General features: G+C 41.7%; 18 protein-coding genes. 8 read left to right on the top strand and 10 right to left on the bottom strand.

The genetic code is table 11. From position 1 onward, the window contains the following. Nucleotides 1–23: 23 nt before the first annotated feature. Nucleotides 24–1,100 (bottom strand): L-rhamnose/proton symporter RhaT, encoded by a 1,077-nt coding sequence (gene rhaT / locus B3E92_RS16155; protein ID WP_112374960.1) that lies wholly within the window; start codon nt 1,098–1,100, stop codon nt 24–26. Nucleotides 1,101–1,274: 174 nt separating this feature from the next. Between rhaT and B3E92_RS16150 the strand changes: the two genes are divergently transcribed. Continuing rightward, entirely contained in the window at nt 1,275–1,895 is a 621-nt protein-coding gene (locus B3E92_RS16150; protein ID WP_172462409.1) for a 3'-5' exonuclease, read from the top strand. Nucleotides 1,896–1,905: 10 nt separating this feature from the next. Next, a complete protein-coding gene (locus tag B3E92_RS16145) occupies nt 1,906–3,819 on the top strand; it encodes a DUF294 nucleotidyltransferase-like domain-containing protein (RefSeq protein WP_286897539.1) in 1,914 nt (637 codons plus the stop codon). A 55-nt stretch (nt 3,820–3,874) separates the two neighbouring features. Here B3E92_RS16145 and B3E92_RS16140 read toward each other — a convergent pair whose 3' ends face one another. The 9 genes from B3E92_RS16140 to B3E92_RS16100 form a co-directional block, all read right to left on the bottom strand. Then, nucleotides 3,875–4,657, bottom strand: a complete 783-nt coding sequence (locus B3E92_RS16140) for a glycoside hydrolase family 43 protein (protein ID WP_286897538.1) — start codon at nt 4,655–4,657, stop codon at nt 3,875–3,877. Between the two features lie 6 nt (nt 4,658–4,663). Continuing rightward, a complete protein-coding gene (locus B3E92_RS16135) occupies nt 4,664–4,927 on the bottom strand; it encodes a hypothetical protein (RefSeq protein WP_070570132.1) in 264 nt (87 codons plus the stop codon). A 1-nt stretch (nt 4,928) separates the two neighbouring features. Further along, nucleotides 4,929–6,890: an alpha-L-arabinofuranosidase C-terminal domain-containing protein gene (locus tag B3E92_RS16130; RefSeq protein ID WP_115046533.1), complete on the bottom strand. Its 1,962-nt coding sequence runs from the start codon at nt 6,888–6,890 to the stop codon at nt 4,929–4,931. A gap of 105 nt (nt 6,891–6,995) precedes the next feature. Next, entirely contained in the window at nt 6,996–8,540 is a 1,545-nt protein-coding gene (locus B3E92_RS16125; RefSeq protein WP_236560294.1) for an alpha-N-arabinofuranosidase, read from the bottom strand. Nucleotides 8,541–8,550: 10 nt separating this feature from the next. Further along, nucleotides 8,551–9,699 (bottom strand): aldose epimerase family protein, encoded by a 1,149-nt coding sequence (locus B3E92_RS16120; protein WP_286802930.1) that lies wholly within the window; start codon nt 9,697–9,699, stop codon nt 8,551–8,553. Between the two features lie 94 nt (nt 9,700–9,793). Further along, nucleotides 9,794–11,494: a sodium:solute symporter family transporter gene (locus B3E92_RS16115; protein ID WP_286802928.1), complete on the bottom strand. Its 1,701-nt coding sequence runs from the start codon at nt 11,492–11,494 to the stop codon at nt 9,794–9,796. A 69-nt stretch (nt 11,495–11,563) separates the two neighbouring features. Further along, nucleotides 11,564–13,066 (bottom strand): L-arabinose isomerase, encoded by a 1,503-nt coding sequence (gene araA / locus B3E92_RS16110; protein WP_286802926.1) that lies wholly within the window; start codon nt 13,064–13,066, stop codon nt 11,564–11,566. 37 nt (nt 13,067–13,103) lie between these two features. Next, on the bottom strand, nt 13,104–13,796 hold the full coding sequence (locus B3E92_RS16105) for an L-ribulose-5-phosphate 4-epimerase (RefSeq protein WP_286802925.1): 693 nt from the start codon (nt 13,794–13,796) through the stop codon (nt 13,104–13,106). 17 nt (nt 13,797–13,813) lie between these two features. Continuing rightward, entirely contained in the window at nt 13,814–15,502 is a 1,689-nt protein-coding gene (locus B3E92_RS16100) for a ribulokinase (protein ID WP_115049386.1), read from the bottom strand. Nucleotides 15,503–15,831: 329 nt separating this feature from the next. Between B3E92_RS16100 and B3E92_RS16095 the strand changes: the two genes are divergently transcribed. From B3E92_RS16095 to ilvD, 6 genes are all read left to right on the top strand, one after another. Next, nucleotides 15,832–16,536, top strand: coding sequence for an NUDIX hydrolase (locus B3E92_RS16095; RefSeq protein WP_070570142.1), 705 nt, complete (start codon nt 15,832–15,834; stop codon nt 16,534–16,536). A gap of 145 nt (nt 16,537–16,681) precedes the next feature. Beyond that, entirely contained in the window at nt 16,682–17,332 is a 651-nt protein-coding gene (locus tag B3E92_RS16090; RefSeq protein WP_286802923.1) for a hypothetical protein, read from the top strand. Between the two features lie 368 nt (nt 17,333–17,700). Beyond that, nucleotides 17,701–19,203: a F0F1 ATP synthase subunit beta gene (atpD, locus tag B3E92_RS16085; protein ID WP_070570146.1), complete on the top strand. Its 1,503-nt coding sequence runs from the start codon at nt 17,701–17,703 to the stop codon at nt 19,201–19,203. Nucleotides 19,204–19,224: 21 nt separating this feature from the next. Further along, complete coding sequence (atpC, locus tag B3E92_RS16080; RefSeq protein ID WP_070570148.1) at nt 19,225–19,473, top strand: ATP synthase F1 subunit epsilon; 249 nt, start codon at nt 19,225–19,227, stop codon at nt 19,471–19,473. Nucleotides 19,474–19,871: 398 nt separating this feature from the next. Next, nucleotides 19,872–20,762: a branched-chain amino acid transaminase gene (locus B3E92_RS16075; protein WP_112374967.1), complete on the top strand. Its 891-nt coding sequence runs from the start codon at nt 19,872–19,874 to the stop codon at nt 20,760–20,762. After that, complete coding sequence (gene ilvD, locus B3E92_RS16070; RefSeq protein ID WP_070570151.1) at nt 20,746–22,446, top strand: dihydroxy-acid dehydratase; 1,701 nt, start codon at nt 20,746–20,748, stop codon at nt 22,444–22,446. The genes B3E92_RS16075 and ilvD overlap by 17 nt, the downstream gene beginning before the upstream one ends. Nucleotides 22,447–22,484: the final 38 nt, after the last annotated feature.

Genomic DNA, 22,484 nt, shown 5'->3' with positions numbered 1-22,484 from the left:
ACCTCTTCTATATTGTTTAAGTATTAATTTTCTAATGTCCTTGCAAAGCCTACTATGCAAATGGAAATGATAATTGTGATAATTCCAGCAATAATGGAACGATAGGTTACACGGTCCACCCCTCGCCATTCTTTTAATACAACGCCCCAGGCATTTGAAATAAGAATGATGAAAGCCATATGTAATATCCAGGAACTTGCGCCATTGCCCAGTCGGCTTTCCCCCATACCGTAAAAGAAAAATTGGAGATACCAGGTTGTCCCTGCTGAAGCACATAAAAGAAAATTCCGCAACTTCGGCACTGCTGGTTTCGTATAATCTTTAAAAGACTTATTCTTGACGAGCAGATAGAGACACCAAATAAAATTTGTCATAAAGCCGCCCCACAGAATTACGATATAGGTTACATTATTTTGATAGAGAAACTCTCCTTGATTGGGGTTAGCGGCCTTCCATACCGCATTGCTCACATCCGCCATGGGTTTCCCAGACTCTATACCAAAATTGAAACAGGCACTTAGTATACCTGAAACGATCGCCACGACGATACCTAAGCCGAAGTTGTAATCAGATTTACTTTCTGCTGATAATGTTGAAAGATGCTTTTCTTTGGACATACCAGCCTTGCCACATAGATAGACTCCGACCAAGCAGACCAACAGTCCAATGAGAATACAAACACCCGGCTGTGTCGTAAAGAAATAATCGATACCGTGTTTACCCTCGGCCCGATTGAAAAAATAATAAATGCTAGGCATCAAGGATCCAAACACCATGCTGAGTCCCAAAATAATACTACTTCCCAACGATACGCCGAGGTAACGAACACCAAGACCGTAAGTCAGACCGCCTATCCCCCATAGCATACCAAACAAAAAAGTATAACTCAAAATGGGTCGATCGGTCTCTTTAATAATCTCCATAAAATTGGGTATCGTGAGCATTGCTGCGATAGGAGGTATAATGATCCACGAAAAAAGTCCGCCTAAAATCCACATGGATTCCCAAGACCAACCTTTCACCTTTTTATAAGGCACATAAAAACTTCCAGACGCAAAACCGCCTATAAAGTGGAAGATTACTCCGAAAACAGCATTCATTATCTATGTATTTAGGTATTAGATATCTAATCTAAATGATTTCAGAAAAGGAACTGTTATGTACTGTTATGTTGTAACGACAAAATAGTTACGCTATAGCTAAATTATTTCGATATAGCCCGCTATCCTGCAACAAATTTTGACTATTTTTAATTATTAATTACCGACAATTCATTGAAAAAATATTTGCTATTCTTAGATACGGAAACATCTGGTTTACCGAAAAAATGGAACAAGAGTTATATGGACAGTGACAATTGGCCCCATATTTTACAATTGGCCTGGATCATCTATGACGAAGACCAACAGGAAGTTAAACGAACCAATAAATATATTTACGAGCCGTTAATACCAATTAGCCCTGCATCCGAACAGATTCATGGATTGACACCACCTTTTCTAATGAAATATGGTGAGAAGAAAAAAGACGTATTACGGAAATTCAGTCATGACATCAAAAAATATAAGCCGCAGTTAATCGGCCATTTTCTATCATTCGACCTGCAGGTATTAGCAGCCGAATTCTATCGATCCAACTTGGCTATTCCATTTCATAACTTAGCATATTTTTGCACCTTGTTGCATAGCAAAAAATACGTTCGGAATCCAAATATGGTACATCTTCCACTTTCATCGCTACATGAAACGCTATTTTCGAGTCCAGCGACCGAAATGCATAATGCAGAAAAAGATGCCGAGATTACCGCTAAATGTTATTTTGAAATGATTCGAAAAGATGAATTATCCGAGCAGGACATACAAAATCAGCAAGCTGAATTCGAAAACATCTGTTAATGTAACTTCCATGAAAAACCCCGACGCTATACTACGCCTACTGAAATCGACTCAGCCATTTCAAATTCTGCCCGAAACCCTACAATTGAGTATCGTCGACAGATTCAATGAACATCGTTTTTCCAAAGATACCTTAGTTTATCGGCAGAACATTACCGACATGGATGGTGTTGATTTAATCCTCGAAGGTGAATATGAAACGTTCTTTCTGGATGTTTCTGATAATAAACGATTGGTCGAGATACACCATAAGCCGTATTGTTTTGGTGGAATATCAGTCTTATTAAACCGAACAAAAGCACTCAAGTCTGTTATCGCCAAAAAAGGTACAATTATTTATCGTTTACCCCGAAAAGACTTTATTGAGTTGTGTAATGCGAATGAAGAGTTTTTCCATTTTTTCACCAATTCCTTTGGAAAAAGAATGTTAGATGAGGAGTTTTCTCATTTTGTGAAGTCGCCAGCTTCCTTTGAGGAAAGCTACTTTGCGGCAGACCAACTCTATTCGCGCAAAATTGAGCATATTACCTATAAAGATATCGTATCCTGTACACCCGATACCCCCATCTTTGAGGCTGCACAGACCATGGCGAAACACAAGGTAAGCTGCATATTTATTAAAAAGGAGGAGCAGATTCTCGGCTATGCAACCGATATTACCTTAAGAGACAATGTCGTGGCCCAGCAGATTCCGGCAACACAATCTATCGCTCAGGTTATGGATAACCCCATTGTCAGTATTTCCGATCAGGCCTATCTTTACGAGGCGGTACTGATGATGTTCCGCACGAAATCGAGGTATCTCCTTGTCGAGAAGGCGGGCAATTATATCGGTTTCCTTAGTCGAAATCGGCTATTGAGTGAACAGGGGCAGTCTCCGCTCGTATTCATTCAATCGGTTAAACTCGCCGAAACGCTGGATGAATTGCGTGAAAAATGGAATAATGTCCCCGAGATTATTCACCAATTGCTCGGTAGGGGTGTAAATGCCGAGATTGCGAACCAGGTCATCACGACCGTTGCCGACAGTATTGCCCTTAAAGTAATTGAAAAAGTGATCGGGGAAATGGGCGAGCCACCCGCCAAATTTGTGTTTATGGTAACGGGCAGCGAAGGAAGGAAAGAACAAACGCTAATGACCGACCAAGATAACGCCATTATTTATGAAGATAAAGCAAACGAACAACGGGAGCTCGTACGCGCGTATTTCCTCAATTTTGCCAGTCGTGTGTCGGATCATCTCAATACCATCGGTTTTAGCTACTGTACCGGTGGATATATGGCCATTAATCCCGAATGGACACATTCGCTGTCGCATTGGAAGAAAAATTACAAGAAATGGATTGAAGAGAGCATCCCCGAGAATGCGATTAAATTTTCGACCTTCTTCGACTGTAGGCGATTATATGGTGACCAGGGCATTATTGATCAACTCAAAGAATTTCTCAATATTGAGCTACAAAAACCCAACGAGCGTTTTTTTACGTTCATTGCAAAGAATGCGCTGCAATATGAACCGCCGCTCACATTTTTCAAGGCAATAAAAACGCAAACAATAGGTTCTTCTGAAGTCTTCAATATCAAGAAAGCGATGACACCCATTGTTGACTTAGTCCGGGTTTACGCACTGCAAAACAGAATTTATGAAGAAAATACCGGTGGTAGGTTGAAACAGCTCCTTGAATTGGGCATCTTCACACAAGAACAGTACGAGGAATTAAATCAATCCTATTATTACCTGATGTCGATCCGTTTAAAAAATCAGGCCAACCAGATCCGTATCGCTAAACTGGCACCCAACAATTACGTACCTATCGATAGCTTAACCAATATCGAAAAGGCGACAATTAAAGAGATCTTCAAAACAATCCATAATTTTCAACTCGGTATTAAGCTGAAATTCACTAGCAATTTATTTGGTTAAGTACCTTATTGCCATACAAAGGCAATAAGGTACGAAGATCAGCGCTAACGCGCTTCTATTTTTTTGGCAAAGACAAATCAAACTGCCAATGCTTTGCTAATCGCTGCAACTCTTGCTTTGTTATTGGGATGACAGCACCATGTTTGGGCGAAGTGAAATTAGTAGATTTCATTTTACCTGCATTAAAGTGTCCCAGATCAACAAAATTTTTAAAATCTGTGGTTTCACTGAAGCCAAAATTATGTGGTGATATCCCATAGATATCATACATTAACACCCATTTTTCTTCCCCTATCCTTTTCCACACATTCGGAGCTTCACAGGCTTCTGGCTCAGGGTCATAGAAACGATCATCATACTGATAGGGTCCATTCGGGTGGTCTGAAACAGCTTGCTTAATGCCTGGAACACCATCATGGGCAACATAAAAAAGATGGTATTTATTCCCCACCTTCGGCATATCGCCATCGATATAATTTTTATTTGATTTGGGGTATTGAAACAAAAGCTGTGGTTCTGATTCAAATGCTGTGAACTCCTTATTTAAGTAGGCATAGTAGAGCTGATTAAGTCCATTGCCAAACCGCATCGTAAAATAGATCATCATTTTACCATTCCGATCATCATAGATGAGTTCGGGAGCCCAAAAGGCGCCAACATTTTCCCAGCCTTTAAAGGCTTTCTCCAAGTAGAGCTCCGTATGGGTCCATTGAATTAAATCAGCCGATTTCATTAAGACAATACCGCGGTTGTTACCCCATCCAAATGCGACTCCGTCGCGCTCCCATTCCGTATTTCTATACCCTTGCTTTTGTCCGTAGATATGTAGATCCGTCATGACCATTTAAAAATAACCATCTTTTCCACGCATGATATAGGGATCGCGAATACCTTTCTGCTGTGCAATGCTATCACCAGCAATGGTCGGTTTTCCTTTATTGATATCGGTGAAAGAATAGCCATCCTGACTGACAGCAACATACAGACCATGGCTTTCATCCTTAAAATAAACCATGAGGTAAGCAGCCAGATCCGATTCCTTCACCTGTGCAAACAAGTTATGCACAAATAGCATCAGGGTTGTAAAAATGAGTATGCGGATATTCATCTTATTTTACGGTCAATTTTATCAAGGTCAAGGAGTAAGGTTCAAATGTTTCAACAATTGTCTTCCCCTTATAAGTTATTGTATTTTGCTTTGGACGGATATTCAATGGTTCCTCGATACTGTTACTCTGGTTTAAGTTGGCGTTGGCCAAGGTGATTTTCTCTGCTGTCGCAGCAGGCTTTTTCTTCGAATTTATGGCAAGGTTCACTTTCATCGGCTTACTATTGTAATTGACGACTTTCACGATAAGCTGTTGCGCAACGGCATCAAATACTGCAGAAGCATATAGGCTATCTTTGCCCGCTACGAATTCACCATCCCGTTTGATCGGAACAATACTTGTCCCTTTATTGGTCGCATATAATTTTTGCACGTGGTAGCTCGGTGTTCCATATACCTGCAAGTTATCCACCCAAATTAAATCAGGTGACCACTGCCAGCCTTCGACATGACCGAATAATGGCGCGTAAGATGCCATTTCCACTACGTCGCCATTTCGTTCCAGGCCCGTCATGAAAGCGGCTTCCGAGAGGGCCGCCTCCCAGGTACTTTTGCCAGGACCGTTTGGTCGTGTGGTATGCGAAGCGTATTCCCCTGCGAAGATTTTCACCCCATTTCTAGGGTAATTATCATAACGATTGGCGCTCGACAGAAACCAGGATGGTGGGCGGTAATAATGTTCATCAATGATATCGATATTCATCGCCCGCAGTTTATCATCTAAGAAGTCAAAACGATCTCCTTCGGGATCGGTACCCGAACTGGCGATAATTTTGATCTCCGGATGTTTCTCGTTTAACGCTTTCTTGAAGACGGTTAACCGCTCGATATATTGCGGGCCCCAATTTTCATTTCCAACGCCCAACATGCTGAGGTGGAAAGGCTCAGGATGCCCCATATCCGCTCGTAATTTTCCCCATTTTGTAGCTGTTGTGCCGTTAGCAAATTCAATCAGATCCAAAGCGTCTTGAACATATGTATCTAACTCATCTAAGGGTACCACTTCACCGGTATTAAATTGGCAGGCCATACCGCAATTGAGAATTGGCACCGGAGATGCGCCAATATCTTCCGCCAGCAAAAAGTATTCATAAAATCCTAAACCGAAGGTCTGAAAATAATCAGGTGTCAGACGATGGCTAAACTCGGTATTCCAGCGGTTGATAATCAATTCCCTTTCCGTTATTGGTCCAACCGTTTTTTTCCATTGAAACCGATTGGCCAAATCTCTCCCTTCAACAATACAGCCGCCAGGAAAACGGATAAAGCCGGGTTTCATATCGGCAAGCATCTGAACCATATCTTTACGTAAACCCTTCGGTCTACCTTTCCAGGTGTCTACTGGAAATAACGAAAGCATATCGACGTCTAACGTACCTGTCCCTGTAAACCACACATTTAATTTGGCTTTATCTGTCGTTTGGTTGGCAGGAAATTTGACTGCAGCTTCAGACCATGATCCGACGGATTCAAGCGGAAGTTCAGCTGTTCCAATAACTTTATTCTGTTGATCGAGCAGTTCAACATGGATTTTCATTCCTTTAGCTGCACTTTGGTATTGTACTGAGAATTCATATGCTGCACCCGCTTTCACTCCCATTCCTCTAAAGCCTTCATTTTGTAGACCTAATTTCAGGTTAGCTGCACTATGTATCCTTAAATAACGTTTGTTCCCTTTACGTTTGCCATCGTTTAGTAGCAGGTAGCTTCCCTCAGGACCATTTTCGAGCTTTTTCCAGCCCATCCAAGGCTGATCAAACTCAAATGATCTATTCTTTACCAATTCTGCATAGATTCCCCCATCGGCACCAAGATTGATATCTTCAAAAAAGACGCCCCACATATGCGGCGATATGTTGCCTGTAGGTTTATCCAACGCAACATTTAATGTTATCGGTGACTGCGCCAATGCTGAAGAGCCCAAGCTCGCTAACAGTAACAGTGTTGACAGTACTCTTTTCATCCCTATATTTATTTTTTCAACAATAATTTATTATTTCAGGTTTTACACCAGCTTTAACAGCACAAATAGGGTAACACGACATGACAACCCTATCAAAATTAGCTGTTATATTAATTCCAATACAATAACTGAAAATGCAGGAATGTCCACTTCAATTGTACCATTTACAACCTTTGCCTTATTGTACACAACAGGTGCAATTGTTGCGGGTTTCTTAAAGGAATTATAATCGCGTAGGTTGTCCGCGGTAAGTATTCGACCTGTTACTTTTCCAGCTTTCACCGAACCCAAATCTACCTTTACCTTATTATTCTTTTTCGGATCAATATTTACTAAGGAGATATGTGTACGACCTTGCTGATCTTGAGAGGCTGAAACCGACACGGCCGGAATTTTTTCTTGGTTAAATTCAAAATCCGTTGATTGAAGGGAAATAGGAATTAACTTGGCATCCTGATGTACCTTATACATTTCCATCACATGATAAGTCGGCGTCAAAATCATATTCTTTCCTTCTGTCAGGATAACAGCTTGCAATACATTCACGGCTTGGGCAAGATTGGCCATCTTCACCCGGCGAGCATGATTGTTAAAGATATTGAGTGTCATTCCTGCAATCATGGCATCACGCATGGTATTTTGTTGGTAGAGAAAGCCCGGATTCGTGCCAGGTTCTACCGCATACCAGCCGCCCCATTCGTCTACGATCAGATCCACCAGTCCTTTCGGATCATATTTGTCCATGATGGCGATATTCTTTTCCACGAGCTCATTCATAAACCAAGCTGATTTCATGGTTTTAAAATACTCCTCCTCCGAATATTGCGTTGCAGAGCCCTTGTCGTCCCAGTTGATCACGGCATAGTGATGAAGTCCCATGCCTTTCATCAAACCACTTGGAATTTTCTTCATCAAAGTCTCCGTCCAATTATAATCGGCACTATTGGCTCCCGAGGCGATTCGATACAAACCGCTTCCATTGGTCCAGTCCGACATAAACGTGGCGTATTTGCGGTAGATGTCTGTATAGTAATCGGCAGTCATATTTCCGCCACAGCCCCAGGCTTCATTTCCTACGCCCCAGAATTTCACCTTCCAAGGCTCTTGCCGACCATTTTTTCGTCGCCAATCCGACATGGGGCTCTCGCCTTTAAAATTCACATATTGAACCCAGTCGGCAAGTTCCTGCACCTCACCGCTCCCCACATTTCCCGCCAGATAAGGCTCTGCACCCAACAATTCACACATATTGAGAAAATCGTGTGTACCAAAAGAGTTATCCTCTGTCACGCCGCCCCACCAATTGTTTACGATAGCAGGACGCTGGGCTTTGGGGCCAACGCCATCCTTCCAATGATACGTATCGGCAAAACATCCTCCTGGCCAACGCAAATTGGGAATATTCAACTTCTTAAGAGCTTCGATGATATCTTTCCGGACGCCGTCAGCATGGGGAATCGAATCATTTTTCTCACCGACATAAAATCCATCATAAATACAGCGTCCCAAATGTTCGGCAAAATGTCCATAGATATGTCGACTTATAATCTGCTCCTGCTGTGGTGTTTCCAATCTTACACTACTCTGTCCATACAGTAATCCAGTGGCCAGCGTAAAAACAACGCCTAATTTTAATCTTAGCTTCATCATATCGATTTTATTATTTCACACTAAATTGATAGGTTGTCTTTGAACTATATTTTTCTCCAGGTTTTAACACCGTTGATGTAAAATTGGGGTGATTTGGTGCATCTGGAAAATGTTGTGTCTCCAAACAAAAGGCAGAACGGAATGGATACACTTTTCCCTCTTTCCCTTTAGGATCCGAATCCTTCATAAAATTACCGCTGTAAAACTGCAAGCCTGGTTCGGTTGTGTAGATGTCCATTTCAATACCTGTCTTGGTAGCATACACCTGTGCGACCTTCTGGAAACCATCCTTCTTGTTGAGTTCAAAATTATGGTCATAGCCCTTTCCAATCTTCAGTTGAGCATTTTGATCTTCAATACGAGCGCCAATGCGTGTCGGTTTGGTAAAATCGAATGCGGTGCCCGCGACAGGCAAGCTCTTTCCTGTTGGGATCAAGGTATTATCAACTTCGGTAATTGCCTTTGCATCAATCTGAAGTTCATGATCCAAAATAGAAGAATCTCCGGCTCCATTGAGGTTAAAATACGCATGGTTGGTCAGATTTAAGACCGTCTCTTTATCTGTTGTCGCCTGATAGGCGATGGCCAAAGCACCATTGTCCTCCAGGGTGTAGGTAACCTCCATCTTGACCGTTCCTGGATACCCCGCTTCTTTATCAGGTGAGGTATAGGCTAATGTGATTGATGTATTAGTGCTACTAACAACATCCCACACCTTATTGTAAACGCCATTGGTACCGCCATGAAGTGAGTTCTCGCCATCATTCTTTTCCAACGTATACACCTCACCATTCAGTTTAAATGATGCTTTCCCGATCCGGTTACCATAACGCCCTACAATGGCGCCGTAAAAATTATTATAGTTATCCTTGTATTCTTTGGCCGAATCATAGCCCAAAATCACATCAGTCGCTTTACCGTTCTTATCCGGGACTTTTAAACTCACCAGACGTGCACCATAATTTGTCAACGTAATGGCGAGTTTGTCGTTCTTGAGCTGGAACAGTTTAACTTCTTTACCATCAATCTGACTGTCGAAAGCAGGGCTGGAAGTAGAATCAGCCATCGTTGCTGCTTGCTTATTTTGAGTTGATGAAGATTGGCAGCCATAGGCCAATGAAGCACAAGTCAACAAACCAATAATAATTTTCTTATTCATCTGTAATTAAGTTTTACCCCATCGGTCTGATGGAGGCTTCCTAATTTTCATTAGGAATGGTTCATAATTTTTTAATTATTCAAATGGCAACATTCTACCAAAAACGCACGTAGATAGCGGTCACCAACAATAAAGTCACAACAATTAATGCCAATACGGATGGTTCTACTTTAAACATCGACCGATCCAATACAAAAGCTTTTGGATTAACCTTTGGTCCAAATATGCTCACAGCAATCATAGCAATCATTGTAAATACAAATGCGAGTCCCATACATATCTGGAATGGTATTTCATAAACGCCCGCTTTGTTGAGATATGCCGTATAGATCCATGTCTCTGGTCCGAAAACCTTTGTTGCAAACTCATTGAAAAATATAGACAACGCAAATCCCGTAACAAGGCCTGTAATGGCGGCTGCACCTGTCGTCCTTTTCCAAAACATTCCTAGCAAAAACATCGCAAAAACACCTGGGCTGATGAAGCCTGTATATTTTTGGATAAAAGTAAATCCGCCGGCACCACCGATGCCCAGCGCATCATTCCAGGTAAACAAAACAGAAAGTAGAATAGAGATCACGATGGTTATCTTTCCAACCCACACCATTTTTGCTTCGCCCGCATCTTTATTGATGTATTTTTTAAAGATATCCAATGTAAAGATCGTTGCGATACTATTGGCCTTTCCGGCCAATCCGGCCACAATAGCCGCTGTAAGCGCCGCCAGCGCAAGCCCTTTCATTCCATTGGGCAGATAGCCCAATATCGCTGAATATGCATTATCGGCGTGAAACACTCCTCCAGGAGCCATTTCGTGTTGTAACGCACCATTTTTGTATAGCACATAAGCGGCTATCCCTGGAAGCATAACGATAATTGGCATAAACAATTTTAGAAATCCCGCAAAAAGAATCCCTGTGCGTGCAGTCTTTAGATCGGCTCCCAAAGCGCGTTGTGTGATGTATTGATTACAACCCCAGTAATTTAGGTTGACAATCCAGATTCCGGCAAGGTACATTCCTATTCCAGGCAGCATCAGATACTTATTGATATCTTCCTGACTAGCTCCTGGCCCTGGTTTATCGACAAATAGGTTAAAATGCTCCGGCGAATCTTCCATCAATTTATTGAATCCAGCCAAGGCGTCTTGTCCCAAACCAAAATGTTCACTGACCAAGGTCAATGCCACATAGGTCGTCGCTATACCGCCAATAATTAATACAACAACCTGAATAACATCTGTAAAACCAATAACACGCATTCCGCCTAAAGTAATAATGACGGCAAATACGGCTAAAGCAACTGTAATGGTGTGGAAGCTGTCGCCACCTCCGGCCATACTCGAAATGGCAATTGCCCCGAGATACAGGATAGATGTCAGATTGACAAAAACATACAAAAACAACCAGAAGATTGCCATGATGAGACTCGTCGTTTCATTGTATCGGTTGTTCAAAAACTGAGGCATCGTGAAAATCTTGTTTTTCAGATAGACCGGAATAAACCAAACCGCAACAATAATTAACGCTACCGCAGCAATGAGCTCGTAAGCAGCTACAGCAATACCAACCTCAAATCCATTGCCGCTCATGCCAATAAACTGTTCAGCAGAAATATTCGATGCGATCAATGAAGAGCCTATGGCCCACCAGGTCAGTGATCCTTCTGCCAGAAAGTAGTCCTTGCTGCTGCTTAAACTATTCGTCTTTTTACGATAAATCCAATAGCCATAGCCGGCTACAATAAAGAAGTAAATTACGAAGATGATGTAATCTACCGTTGCAAATTTTTCCATATTTCCCAAATTGGTTATTATCAATAAGCCATTTATACCGCGAAGAACAGGTATAAATGGCTTAGGTTATTATTTACTCAGTAAATAATAGAGTTCATTCCATTTCAATTGGTCTTCGAGTCTTGCTACCGTAGTGTCCTCGTCGATCAATACATATTCTAAACCCGCCATACGTGCAAAATCTTCCAGGTATTCGGGTGTTAAGCTCAAACTGTAGGCAGTATGGTGCGCACCCCCAGCCACAATCCAGGCACTGCAACCTGTTTTCATATCGGGCAGCGGTTTCCATAACACCCGTGCGACAGGAAGTTTAGGGAGTTCTTCTTCTACAGCAACACCTTGTACTTTGTTCACGATCAAACGGAAACGCGTTCCCATATCGACCAAAGAAGCATTCAATGCATCACCACTTTGGCCATTAAAAACCAAGCGAGCAGGATCTGCCTTGCCGCCAATGCCTAGTGGATGCACTTCTATTCGTGGTTTTCCAATTGCCAATGCGGGGTCCACTTCCAACATGTGTGAGCCAAGTACCATGGGATTCTGCGGATCAAAATGATAGGTGTAGTCTTCCATAAATGCCGTCGTACCCGGTAATCCTGCTCCCATTACTTTGCAAGCACGCACCAAAGCCGGCGTCTTCCAATCCCCTTCACCGGCAAAACCATACCCCTCAGCCATTAAACGCTGTACCGCCAGGCCCGGAAGTTGTACCATGCCATGCAGATCCTCAAAAGTATCCGTAAAACCTTTAAAGTCTCCTTGTTCCAAAAACTTCCGTAGGCCAATTTCTATCTTAGCAGCTTCGATGAGGTTAGCACGATATTCACCGCCAGCTTTCACATTTTCGGCTAGCTCATAAGTTGCTTCGTACTCTGCTAATAATGCCGCGATTTCCGCTTCAGTGCTCGCATTAATCACCTCCACTAGATCCCCAATGGCATAGGTGTTTACAGCGAAACCAAATTGCGACTCTGCCTCCACTTTATCGCCATCTGTAACAGCCACATAACGCATATTGTCACCGAAGCGTGCAAATTTGGCTCCTTGCCAGTCATGCCAGCCTGCGGCTGCACGCGCCCAAACATTAATCCGTTCCAATACTTCCGCATCTTGCCAATGGCCAGTGACGACTTTACGCGCTATTTTTAAGCGGCTAACGATATGTCCAAATTCACGATCCCCATGCGCACTTTGGTTAAGGTTCATAAAATCCATATCGATACTATGCCACGGGATATCCTGGTTGTACTGCGTATGCAGATGCAACAATGGCTTTTGCAACGCTTTTAATCCTCGGATCCACATCTTTGCAGGTGAAAAGGTATGCATCCAAGTAATGACCCCAATACAATTTTTTTCACTATTGGCGGCTGCCAATGTTGCATAAATCTCGTCTGTATTTTTTACGATCGGTTTATATTTTACCGCTACCGGAATCACCGCTTGGGTATCTAAATAATGGGCTATTTCTTCAGCATGTAGGGCCACTTGTCGCAAGGTCTCTTCACCATAAAGGTCTTGGCTTCCCACGACAAACCAGACTTCAAGCTCTTTTAAATTGATATTCATGTAAATTGTAGTTTTTGCTATAGATTTTTTATTAAAATTATTGACCATAATAGGCATTGGCCCCATGCTTCCGCTCGTAATGCTTTTTGACCAGCGCAGACTTTAATCGAGGTACATTCGGGTTGATCTGTTCTGTCAACCAAGCCATTTTCGCCACCTGTTCCAACACCGCACTGTTATAGACAGACTTTATTCCGGTTTTACCCCAAGCAAACGGCGCGTGGTTGCCAACCAGAATCATTTCCACTTCTTTATAGTCCAGCTTATTTTCGACAAAGTGATTGATAATTTGAAACCCCGTTTCATGTTCGTAGTTTCCGGCGATCATCTCATCGTGCATTGGTGGGGCACAAGGAATATCGACGGTCAAATGATCGGCATGTGTCGTTCCAAAAATGGGAATATCCCGCTGTGCCTGTGCCCATGCTGTCGCATAGGTGGAGTGTGTATGTGTTATACCGCCAATCTCTTTCCACTGTTTATACAATAGGGCATGGGTTTTCGTATCTGATGATGGCCGAAGATTACCCTCAACCACATGACCATCAAAATCTACAATCACCATATGTTCCGGTGTAAGCTCCTCATAAGGGACCCCACTGGGTTTAATGGCAAAAACTTCATGGTGACGGTCAACAACACTCACATTTCCAAATGTAAAAAGCACCAATCCCAGCTGGGGCAATTGCATATTGCAATGGTAGGCTTCTTCTTTAATTGAATTATACATGATTAAAATTTGAATGGTTAAACAGTAATGGCGAGCGATTCCTTTCCTTCGACAAAAGCACCCAGCGCTTTGTAATGTTCATAACGCTCGGCATAAATGGACACCCATTTTTCCTCAGGGATATAAGTCCGTTCAAAACCTTGCCCCATTGCCTTCATGGCATCCTCGACCCGGTTATATAAACCAGCTGCTGTTGCGGCAAACATGGCTGCGCCAATGGCACAAGTCTGTTCACTTTTATGAATACGAATAGGCATATTCATCACATTGGCCATCATTTGCATAATAAAAGGTGATTTTTTTGCAACTCCGCCTAAACCGATTAAGCCTTTTACAGGAATACCCTGCTCCACGAAACGGTCAACAATAGCCTTTGCACCGAAACAGGTCGCTTCGACAATCGCTCTGAAGATCCGCGGCGCATCTGTTCCGAGGTGTAAGCCTGTGATCGCCCCTTTCAAGGATTGATCCGCATCCGGAGTTCGGCGGCCATTGAGCCAATCTAAAGCTAATTCTGATGTTTCTGTTACGGGAAGTAATGCCGCCTGCTCACTTAGACTGACCAATAGTTTCTCTTCCAACGCTGCGATCAATTGTTCGCGCGTTCGTTCATCGATCTCTTCAACATCTTGTATCAAATTTTTCGTTGGCCATAGCAACACCTGTTTCAGCCAGGCGTAAGCATCTCCAAATGCCGACTGACCAGCTTCCATACCTATCATTCCTGGTATAATGGAACCGTCTACCTGACCACAGATTCCCCTGACCAACGTATGCTGTACCTCCTCTTTTGGAGCAACTAACATATCACAGGTTGATGTCCCCATCACCTTACTCAGATAATAGGGCTCAATTTGTCCTCCAACTGCACCCATGTGGCAGTCAAATGCACCTACACCAACAACAACTGATGTTGTAAGACCTAATCGTTGCGCCCATTCTTCCGAAAGCTGACCTGCAGATTGATCAGCAGTGTAGGTTTCTGAAAACAGGCGATCAACCAAACCATCCAACAATGGGTCAAGTGTTGAAAAGAAAGAATTTGGAGGTAGGCCGTCAAATTCTTCAGCCCAAAGTGATTTATGACCCGCTGAACAAACCCCACGCTTCATAGCAGATACCTGTGTTCCTCCAGTCAATAGAAAAGGAATATAATCACAATGCTCCACCCAGCTATAGGTGGCGGCACGGACCTTTTCATCAGCCCGAAATACATGGAGTAATTTGGCCCAGAACCATTCCGAAGAGTATACACCGCCTACATACTTCAGATAATCCACCGAACTATTTTGATTGTGCAGGTTAATTTCTTTGGCCTCTCTAACGGCTGTATGATCTTTCCATAAGACAAACATGGCATTGGGGTTGTCTTTAAACTCGTCCAACAGCGCCAATGGAACGCCGGCTGCGTTGACAGCAACTGGAGTAGATCCTGTTGTATCCACGGAAATTGCTTTTACAGCTTTGCCAATATTGTCGACTCCCGATTTGAGCAAGCAATCTTTAATTGTCGCTTCCAAGCCTTCGATATAATCCAACGGGTGTTGCCTAAACTGACTTAAAGCAGCATCACAATACGCCCCTCTTTTCCATCGCGGGTAGTAAAATACAGAAGAAGCTATCTCCTCGCCATTGTTAGCATCAACCAATACTGAACGGACCGAATCACTTCCATAGTCCACCCCAATGACATACGATTTATTCATTTTTGCTGAATTTGGTTTATAACTTATAATTGTCTCTAATGCCTTACTTTCCACTATCCCCCTTCCGAAGCTAGCCATGGAAAATAATTAGTGTCAAATAAACATTTATTTTTTTAAATATGAAAGAAAATTTTCATATTTAAAAAATAGAGCTAACTTCATAGCAGCAAATTATGGTTAACCCGAATTCCTGATATAGGGGTATAAATGCCTTTTAAAGGGATGTATCAGACAATTATTATACTTATTTTTAGCTATTTACTTTTTTACATAGTTTTGCTCGTGGAATAAATGGGGTGGTGTCAGATAAAAAGATAAAACGATAGACGATGGAATATTATAAAAAAGATTCAGGGATCCTTTTGGCAGTAGACTGCATCATATTTGGATTTAACGGCGAATCCCTTGAAGTACTTTTAATTAAACGTGATTTCGAACCAGAAAGAAATAAATGGAGTCTGATGGGTGGTTTCGTTCAATCCGACGAAAGTCCGGAAGAGGCCGCGAGCCGAGTACTCAAACAGCTAACAGGACTTGAAAATGTATACATGGAGCAATGTAGTGTATTCGGCGAACCTAATCGGGAACCTAGCGACCGGGTTGTCAGTATCTGTTATTTTGCATTGATTGACACACAGCAATATAAACATATCCTAAGCGACGATTACGAAGCCCAATGGTTTCCATTGCGGGAGCACCCAACACTGATCTTCGATCATGATCAAATGATCGCTTCGGCACAACACCGTCTACGCATGAAAGCGGCTTTGTATCCGATATTATTTGAACTGCTGCCCGAGAAATTCACGATTCCCCAAATTGCAGCACTTTATGAGGGTGTTTACAATATTGAGTTGGACAAGCGGAATTTCAGCCGAAAACTGCTTTCCTCAGACCTCATCATCAAACTGGAGGAAAAGGATAAGGAAAATTCAAAAAAAGGAGCCTACTATTTCAAACTAAACACGGCGATCTATAAGGAAAAGATCATGTCCTTTTTACGGTATTTGCCAAGTTGGTCGATCGAATCATAATAAAGTGACGGAAAATCAGGTATGTATTGGAATATATTTCACTTAACATTTTCGTTTTTTCAATAATTCCTTATATTTATCACAGGTATATCCTGGTTTTGCAATTTGGATAGGCTGGATTAACGCATTTTATAAAATAAACAACATGAGCAAATTGAGATTAGCATTTATATTCTTTACAATTTTATTTATTTCATCACATACATTACTGGAGGCACAAACTCCTACTGCGGCTCCCGCCACTACAGCAGCACAACAGGATAATGCTTTCAAGTACAGTCCGGATGGATTAAAAAAAGGAAGTTTGGCAAATCAATTTGACCACCTGAATTATATTTCGAAAAACAACTATGATTTCAAGATGGTGCGAAAAACCAATCTGGATATTGTGAAACGAAATGTCATAGATACCGTAGCAAAACTCCACAAGGAAATCAGCTCTTTAAAATCATCTTCAAGCAACTATACATCCAATACCAAAACTTTGCAAGATTCTATTCAGGTTTTAAAAGATCAGCTGGCGCAGGAGAAGGAAAAAACAGAAAGTTTTTCTTTCTTGGGCATCAATACCTCTAAAACTTTTTACAATACAGTTGTTTGGACGATCATTGCGGTATTGGCCGTAGCAGCATTTATCTTTTTATTTTCTTATCGGAAAGCGAAAGTGGACACGGTGGAATCCCAAAAGACAGCGGAGCAATCGCAAGAAGAATTCGCTACGTTCCGTAAAAAATCCATGGAAAAGGAACAGCTGCTCAAGCGCCAGTTGCAGGACGAACTAAATAAAAAAATATAGTCCTGCTTCTCATAAAATAGCATATTTATTTTGATCGACCTGTAACGACTCCTTGAGGTACTCCGTTACAGGTCGATTTTATTTCATCAGGTACCATTCCTCAAAACAAACAAAAGATTCAACGAAGTAATGCAGTAAACTTCAAAAATACCTAGCCGAATAAAAGAGAAAAACTATATTTGCAGGTATAGAAATCGAAACATACAGAATTACAATAGATAACATTTTGACCTACATTAATAAAATTGTAATTTAATTGCAAATTCTATTTGTTTTTAAAAACGAATAACCTTATTTTTGCTGACCAAAAAAGAGGCCTTTTATGTCTCTTATATAAAATTGATTAATAAATATTTAGTCCCTATAATATGCCCAAGATTGGTAAAATAGCGCAGATTATCGGCCCAGTTGTTGACGTCAACTTCGCCGACAGTGAAAATCTACCTAAAATTTACGATGCATTGTACATTCAAAAAGAAAATGGACAACGTGTTGTATTAGAAGTTCAACAACACTTAGGTCAGGATCGTGTACGTACAATTGCCATGGACGCAACTGAAGGTTTAGTTCGCGGAATGGAAGTTGTCGATACTGGTGCTCCTATCAAAATGCCTGTTGGTGAAGAAATCAAAGGTCGTGTATTCAATGTAGTTGGTGATGCCATAGACGGGATCCAAAATTTGAATAAAGAGAATGGTCGTCCTATCCACAACGTACCTCCTAAATTCGAAGATTTGTCAACTGAATCCGAAGTACTTTTTACTGGTATCAAAGTTATTGACCTTTTAGAGCCATATGCTAAAGGTGGTAAAATTGGTTTATTCGGTGGTGCCGGTGTAGGTAAAACTGTATTAATCCAAGAATTAATCAACAATATCGCAAAAGGTCACGGTGGTCTTTCTGTATTCGCCGGTGTAGGTGAACGTACACGTGAGGGTAATGACTTATTGCGCGAGATGTTGGAGTCTGGTATCATCAAATATGGTGAGCACTTTATGGAAGGCATGGAAAAAGGCGAATGGCCTTTGGAAACTGTTGACCACGAACTGATGAAAGATTCAAAATGTACTTTCGTATTCGGTCAAATGAACGAGCCTCCTGGGGCACGTGCACGTGTTGCTTTATCAGGTTTGACAGTAGCGGAATACTTCCGTGACGGTGATGGCGAAGGTCAAGGCCGTGACGTATTATTCTTCATTGATAACATCTTCCGTTTTACACAAGCAGGTTCTGAAGTATCTGCCCTATTGGGTCGTATGCCTTCAGCCGTAGGTTACCAACCAACATTGGCAACTGAGATGGGTTTAATGCAAGAGCGCATCACTTCAACTAAAAACGGTTCAATCACTTCGGTTCAAGCCGTATATGTACCTGCCGATGACTTAACTGACCCTGCTCCAGCGACAACTTTCGCTCACTTGGATGCAACGACAGTATTGTCTCGTAAAATTGCTGAGTTAGGTATCTACCCTGCTGTGGATCCTTTGGATTCTACATCACGTATCCTTTCTCCTGCCGTTTTAGGTAACGAACACTATAATACTGCACAACGTGTAAAAGAAATTCTTCAACGTTATAAAGAATTACAAGATATCATCGCCATTTTAGGTATGGACGAATTATCGGAAGAAGATAAATTAACAGTACACCGCGCACGTCGTGTACAACGTTTCTTATCTCAACCTTTCCACGTTGCAGAACAATTTACAGGTTTAAAAGGTGTATTGGTAGACATCAAAGATACCATCAAAGGTTTCAATATGATCATTGACGGTGAAGTAGATGAGTACCCTGAAGCTGCCTTCAACTTAGTCGGTAACATTGATGATGCTATCGAAAAAGGTAAAAAATTATTAGCAGAAGCAGTTTAATCTAGATTATATCTAAGAATAATGAAGTTAACAATTATCACTCCAGACAAATTAGCATTCGAAGGCGAAGTAACATCCGTTACTGTACCGGGCACTGCGGGTTCTTTTCAAATTTTGAAAGACCATGCTGCCATCGTTTCTACTTTGGAAGATGGAAAAGTAATTATTCAACAAGGTAAAGGTGAACAGGAAGTGTTCATTAAAGGTGGTGTTGTGGAAGCAAAAAACAATGTCATTACCGTGCTTGCTGAAGGAATTATCGGAGATTAAATCAAATCGATTTTATAAAATCTAAAAAGCTTCCGATAGAAATATCGGAAGCTTTTTTTTTAAAGTTTTTTTGACATTTTCTTCATTTTAGGAAGAAAATCAACCATTGTAACAAAAAATAATTTTTCAACCGTGTAGACCAATTTTAAATATGGTATGCGACTAACAAAATATAAAACCGAATAAAAGGCATTATTAAAAAATAAAATTTCATAAAAACACACTTAATGAAATTTTATTCTAAATACAAAATTAGCACTTTACCTATTGCCAATTATTGTAATTCCTGCTACCTTGAGGAAATGAAAATCGAAAGTTTTTATAGAAGCTCGAGATAGCATGATTTACCACCAATATTACAACAAAGGGAACTACTATCATCAGGTAAATTTTGGGTTATGAAATATTACGATAAAAACACATTGATCTATTTAGATGGAGCTTTTGTAAAAGCTTCCGAGGCTGCATTGGATCCCTTTGCACAGTCATTGCATTATGGGTATGCGGTGTTCGATGGTTTACGTGCGTATAACACCCACAATGGACCACGTATCTTTAAAGCCGACAAGCATTTCGATCGCTTAAAGAGATCATGTGAAGCCGTTAATATCCCCTATCGCTGGAGCAACCGAGAGCTGATCGACATCTGTTATGAGCTCTTGGCCAACAACAACCTAAGAGAAGCTTATATACGTCCTTTGGTATTGACTGGTTCAAATATGCATCTCACCTCATCAACCGAAGCAACCCTCATGATGGCAGCATGGGAATGGGGTCCATATCTTGGTCAAAACCTATTAAAGGTATGTATCTCTGATATCAAAAGACCCAATCCAAAATCCTTTAAAATTGACTCGAAGATCTCTGGGCAGTATGTTAACTCCATTCTTGCGACAACAGAAGCCATCAGGAAAGGCTACGACGAAGCTTTAATGCTCGACCACGAAGGCTACGTTGCCCAAGCATCCAGTGAAAATATTTTCATCGAAAAGGATTTCAAAATCTATACGCCGCCAGCGAAGAATATCTTTCCGGGCATTACACGCCAGACGGTAAAAAACATTTGTAAAAAATTAAACTTCGAAGTCATTGAAAAGCAATTGACGGTAGAGGATATTTACACTGCTGACAGCGCTTTCTTATGTGGAACTGCGGCAGAAATTATCGGAATCAAACAAGTCGATGATGTCATCTACAAAGAAGCCTGGGAACACAGCATAGGTGCATCAATCCAAAGAAGATATAAAAATTTAGTATTAGAGAACGAAAATTATGAAGTCATCATCTAACGGCGAAAACACAATGAACAAATACAGCCGTACATTTACACAAGACGAAACGCAACCTGCTGCAAAAGCAATGCTTTATGGTATCGGTCTTACAGATGCCGACATGGACAAAGCACAGGTCGGTATTGCCAGCATGGGATATGATGGTAATACGTGTAATATGCACTTAAATGATTTGGCACAAATCGTCAAGAAGGGCGTTTGGAACAATGAGTTAGTGGGTTTGACCTTTGGAACTATTGGCGTCAGTGACGGTATGAGCAATGGTACCGATGGAATGCGTTATTCGTTGGTAAGCCGTGATGTGATCGCTGATAGTATCGAAACGATCTGTGGCGGACAATATTATGATGGCTTGATCTCTATTCCTGGCTGTGACAAAAACATGCCTGGTGCTATTATGGCCATGGCCCGTTTGGACCGTCCTTCTCTAATGGTATATGGCGGTACCATCGCTCCAGGACACTATAAAGGTGAAGAATTAAACATTGTGTCTGCATTTGAAGCATTGGGACAACGCATCTGCGGAAATCTTTCCGATGAAGACTATGAAGGCATTATCAAACATACCTGCCCTGGTGCTGGTGCTTGTGGCGGAATGTATACCGCAAATACCATGGCTTCGGCAATTGAAGCCTTGGGAATGAGTTTACCCTACTCATCTTCCAATCCGGCGATCTCGGAAGAAAAGAAAAATGAATGTTTAGAAGCAGGTCGACATATCCGCACGCTGCTTGAGAAAGATATTAAACCCTCTGATATCATGACACGTAAAGCATTTGAGAACGCGCTACGTACCATTGTTATCTTGGGTGGGAGTACCAATGCTGTACTTCACTTTATTGCAATAGGCAAAGCCGTAGGCGTAGACATCACGCAAGACGACTTCCAACGCATGAGTGATGAAACCCCTGTATTAGCTGACTTTAAACCGTCGGGTAAATACTTGATGCAAGATCTTCAGCAATTTGGCGGAACACCTGCTGTCATGAAATATCTTTTAAATGAAGGTTTATTGCATGGTGACTGTATCACGGTAACAGGAAAAACGGTCGCTGAGAACTTGGCGGATGTTAAATCAATCATGGAATATGATCAACCGATTATCAAACCCTTGAGCGATCCAATCAAAGCTACAGGACACTTACAAATTCTTTACGGGAACTTAGCAGAGAAAGGTTCTGTTGCTAAGATCTCCGGCAAAGAAGGTGAAAAATTCACTGGTCCTGCACGCGTATTCGATGGAGAGCATGATTTAGTAGCGGGCATCGCATCTGGTAGAATCAAACCAGGAGATGTAGTGGTGATCAAAAATGAAGGTCCTGTTGGAGCGCCAGGCATGCCTGAAATGCTTAAACCAACCTCCTTGATTATTGGTGCTGGCCTTGGTAAATCTGTTGCTTTAATCACCGATGGCCGTTTCTCGGGTGGTACACATGGTTTTGTCGTCGGACATATCACACCAGAATCTTACAAAGGCGGATTGATCGGTCTTGTAAATGATGATGACATTATCGAGATCGATGCGGTAAATAACAGCATCAATGTGCTGCTTTCCGATGAAGAGATTGCGCAACGCCGTGCCGCTTGGGTACAACCAGCGTTAAAAGTTAGCAAAGGAGTTTTATACAAATACGCTAAAACTGTTGCCGATGCATCAGAAGGCTGTGTAACGGATCAGTAGAAAATAAAAAACAGAGACATTAAGCAAATACAGACCTA

The sequence above is a fragment of the Sphingobacterium sp. UBA6317 genome, assembly GCF_002440385.1.
GTDB classification, from domain to species: Bacteria; Bacteroidota; Bacteroidia; order Sphingobacteriales; family Sphingobacteriaceae; genus Sphingobacterium; species Sphingobacterium multivorum.
Note: the sequence above shows the minus strand (reverse complement) of the source record. Positions and strands in the feature narration are given on the sequence as shown.

Excerpts from the sequence above, each read along its gene's own strand:
- rhaT (WP_112374960.1), bottom strand. The coding sequence starts at position 1,100 with ATGAATGCTGTTTTCGGAGTAATCTTCCACTTTATAGGCGGTTTTGCG.
- B3E92_RS16145 (WP_286897539.1), top strand. The coding sequence starts at position 1,906 with ATGAAAAACCCCGACGCTATACTACGCCTACTGAAATCGACTCAGCCA.
- B3E92_RS16140 (WP_286897538.1), bottom strand. The coding sequence starts at position 4,657 with ATGACGGATCTACATATCTACGGACAAAAGCAAGGGTATAGAAATACG.
- B3E92_RS16135 (WP_070570132.1), bottom strand. The coding sequence starts at position 4,927 with ATGAATATCCGCATACTCATTTTTACAACCCTGATGCTATTTGTGCAT.
- B3E92_RS16130 (WP_115046533.1), bottom strand. The coding sequence starts at position 6,890 with ATGAAAAGAGTACTGTCAACACTGTTACTGTTAGCGAGCTTGGGCTCT.
- B3E92_RS16125 (WP_236560294.1), bottom strand. The coding sequence starts at position 8,540 with ATGATGAAGCTAAGATTAAAATTAGGCGTTGTTTTTACGCTGGCCACT.
- B3E92_RS16120 (WP_286802930.1), bottom strand. The coding sequence starts at position 9,699 with ATGAATAAGAAAATTATTATTGGTTTGTTGACTTGTGCTTCATTGGCC.
- B3E92_RS16115 (WP_286802928.1), bottom strand. The coding sequence starts at position 11,494 with ATGGAAAAATTTGCAACGGTAGATTACATCATCTTCGTAATTTACTTC.
- araA (WP_286802926.1), bottom strand. The coding sequence starts at position 13,066 with ATGAATATCAATTTAAAAGAGCTTGAAGTCTGGTTTGTCGTGGGAAGC.
- B3E92_RS16105 (WP_286802925.1), bottom strand. The coding sequence starts at position 13,796 with ATGTATAATTCAATTAAAGAAGAAGCCTACCATTGCAATATGCAATTG.
- B3E92_RS16100 (WP_115049386.1), bottom strand. The coding sequence starts at position 15,502 with ATGAATAAATCGTATGTCATTGGGGTGGACTATGGAAGTGATTCGGTC.
- B3E92_RS16095 (WP_070570142.1), top strand. The coding sequence starts at position 15,832 with ATGGAATATTATAAAAAAGATTCAGGGATCCTTTTGGCAGTAGACTGC.
- B3E92_RS16090 (WP_286802923.1), top strand. The coding sequence starts at position 16,682 with ATGAGCAAATTGAGATTAGCATTTATATTCTTTACAATTTTATTTATT.
- atpD (WP_070570146.1), top strand. The coding sequence starts at position 17,701 with ATGCCCAAGATTGGTAAAATAGCGCAGATTATCGGCCCAGTTGTTGAC.
- atpC (WP_070570148.1), top strand. The coding sequence starts at position 19,225 with ATGAAGTTAACAATTATCACTCCAGACAAATTAGCATTCGAAGGCGAA.
- B3E92_RS16075 (WP_112374967.1), top strand. The coding sequence starts at position 19,872 with ATGAAATATTACGATAAAAACACATTGATCTATTTAGATGGAGCTTTT.
- ilvD (WP_070570151.1), top strand. The coding sequence starts at position 20,746 with ATGAAGTCATCATCTAACGGCGAAAACACAATGAACAAATACAGCCGT.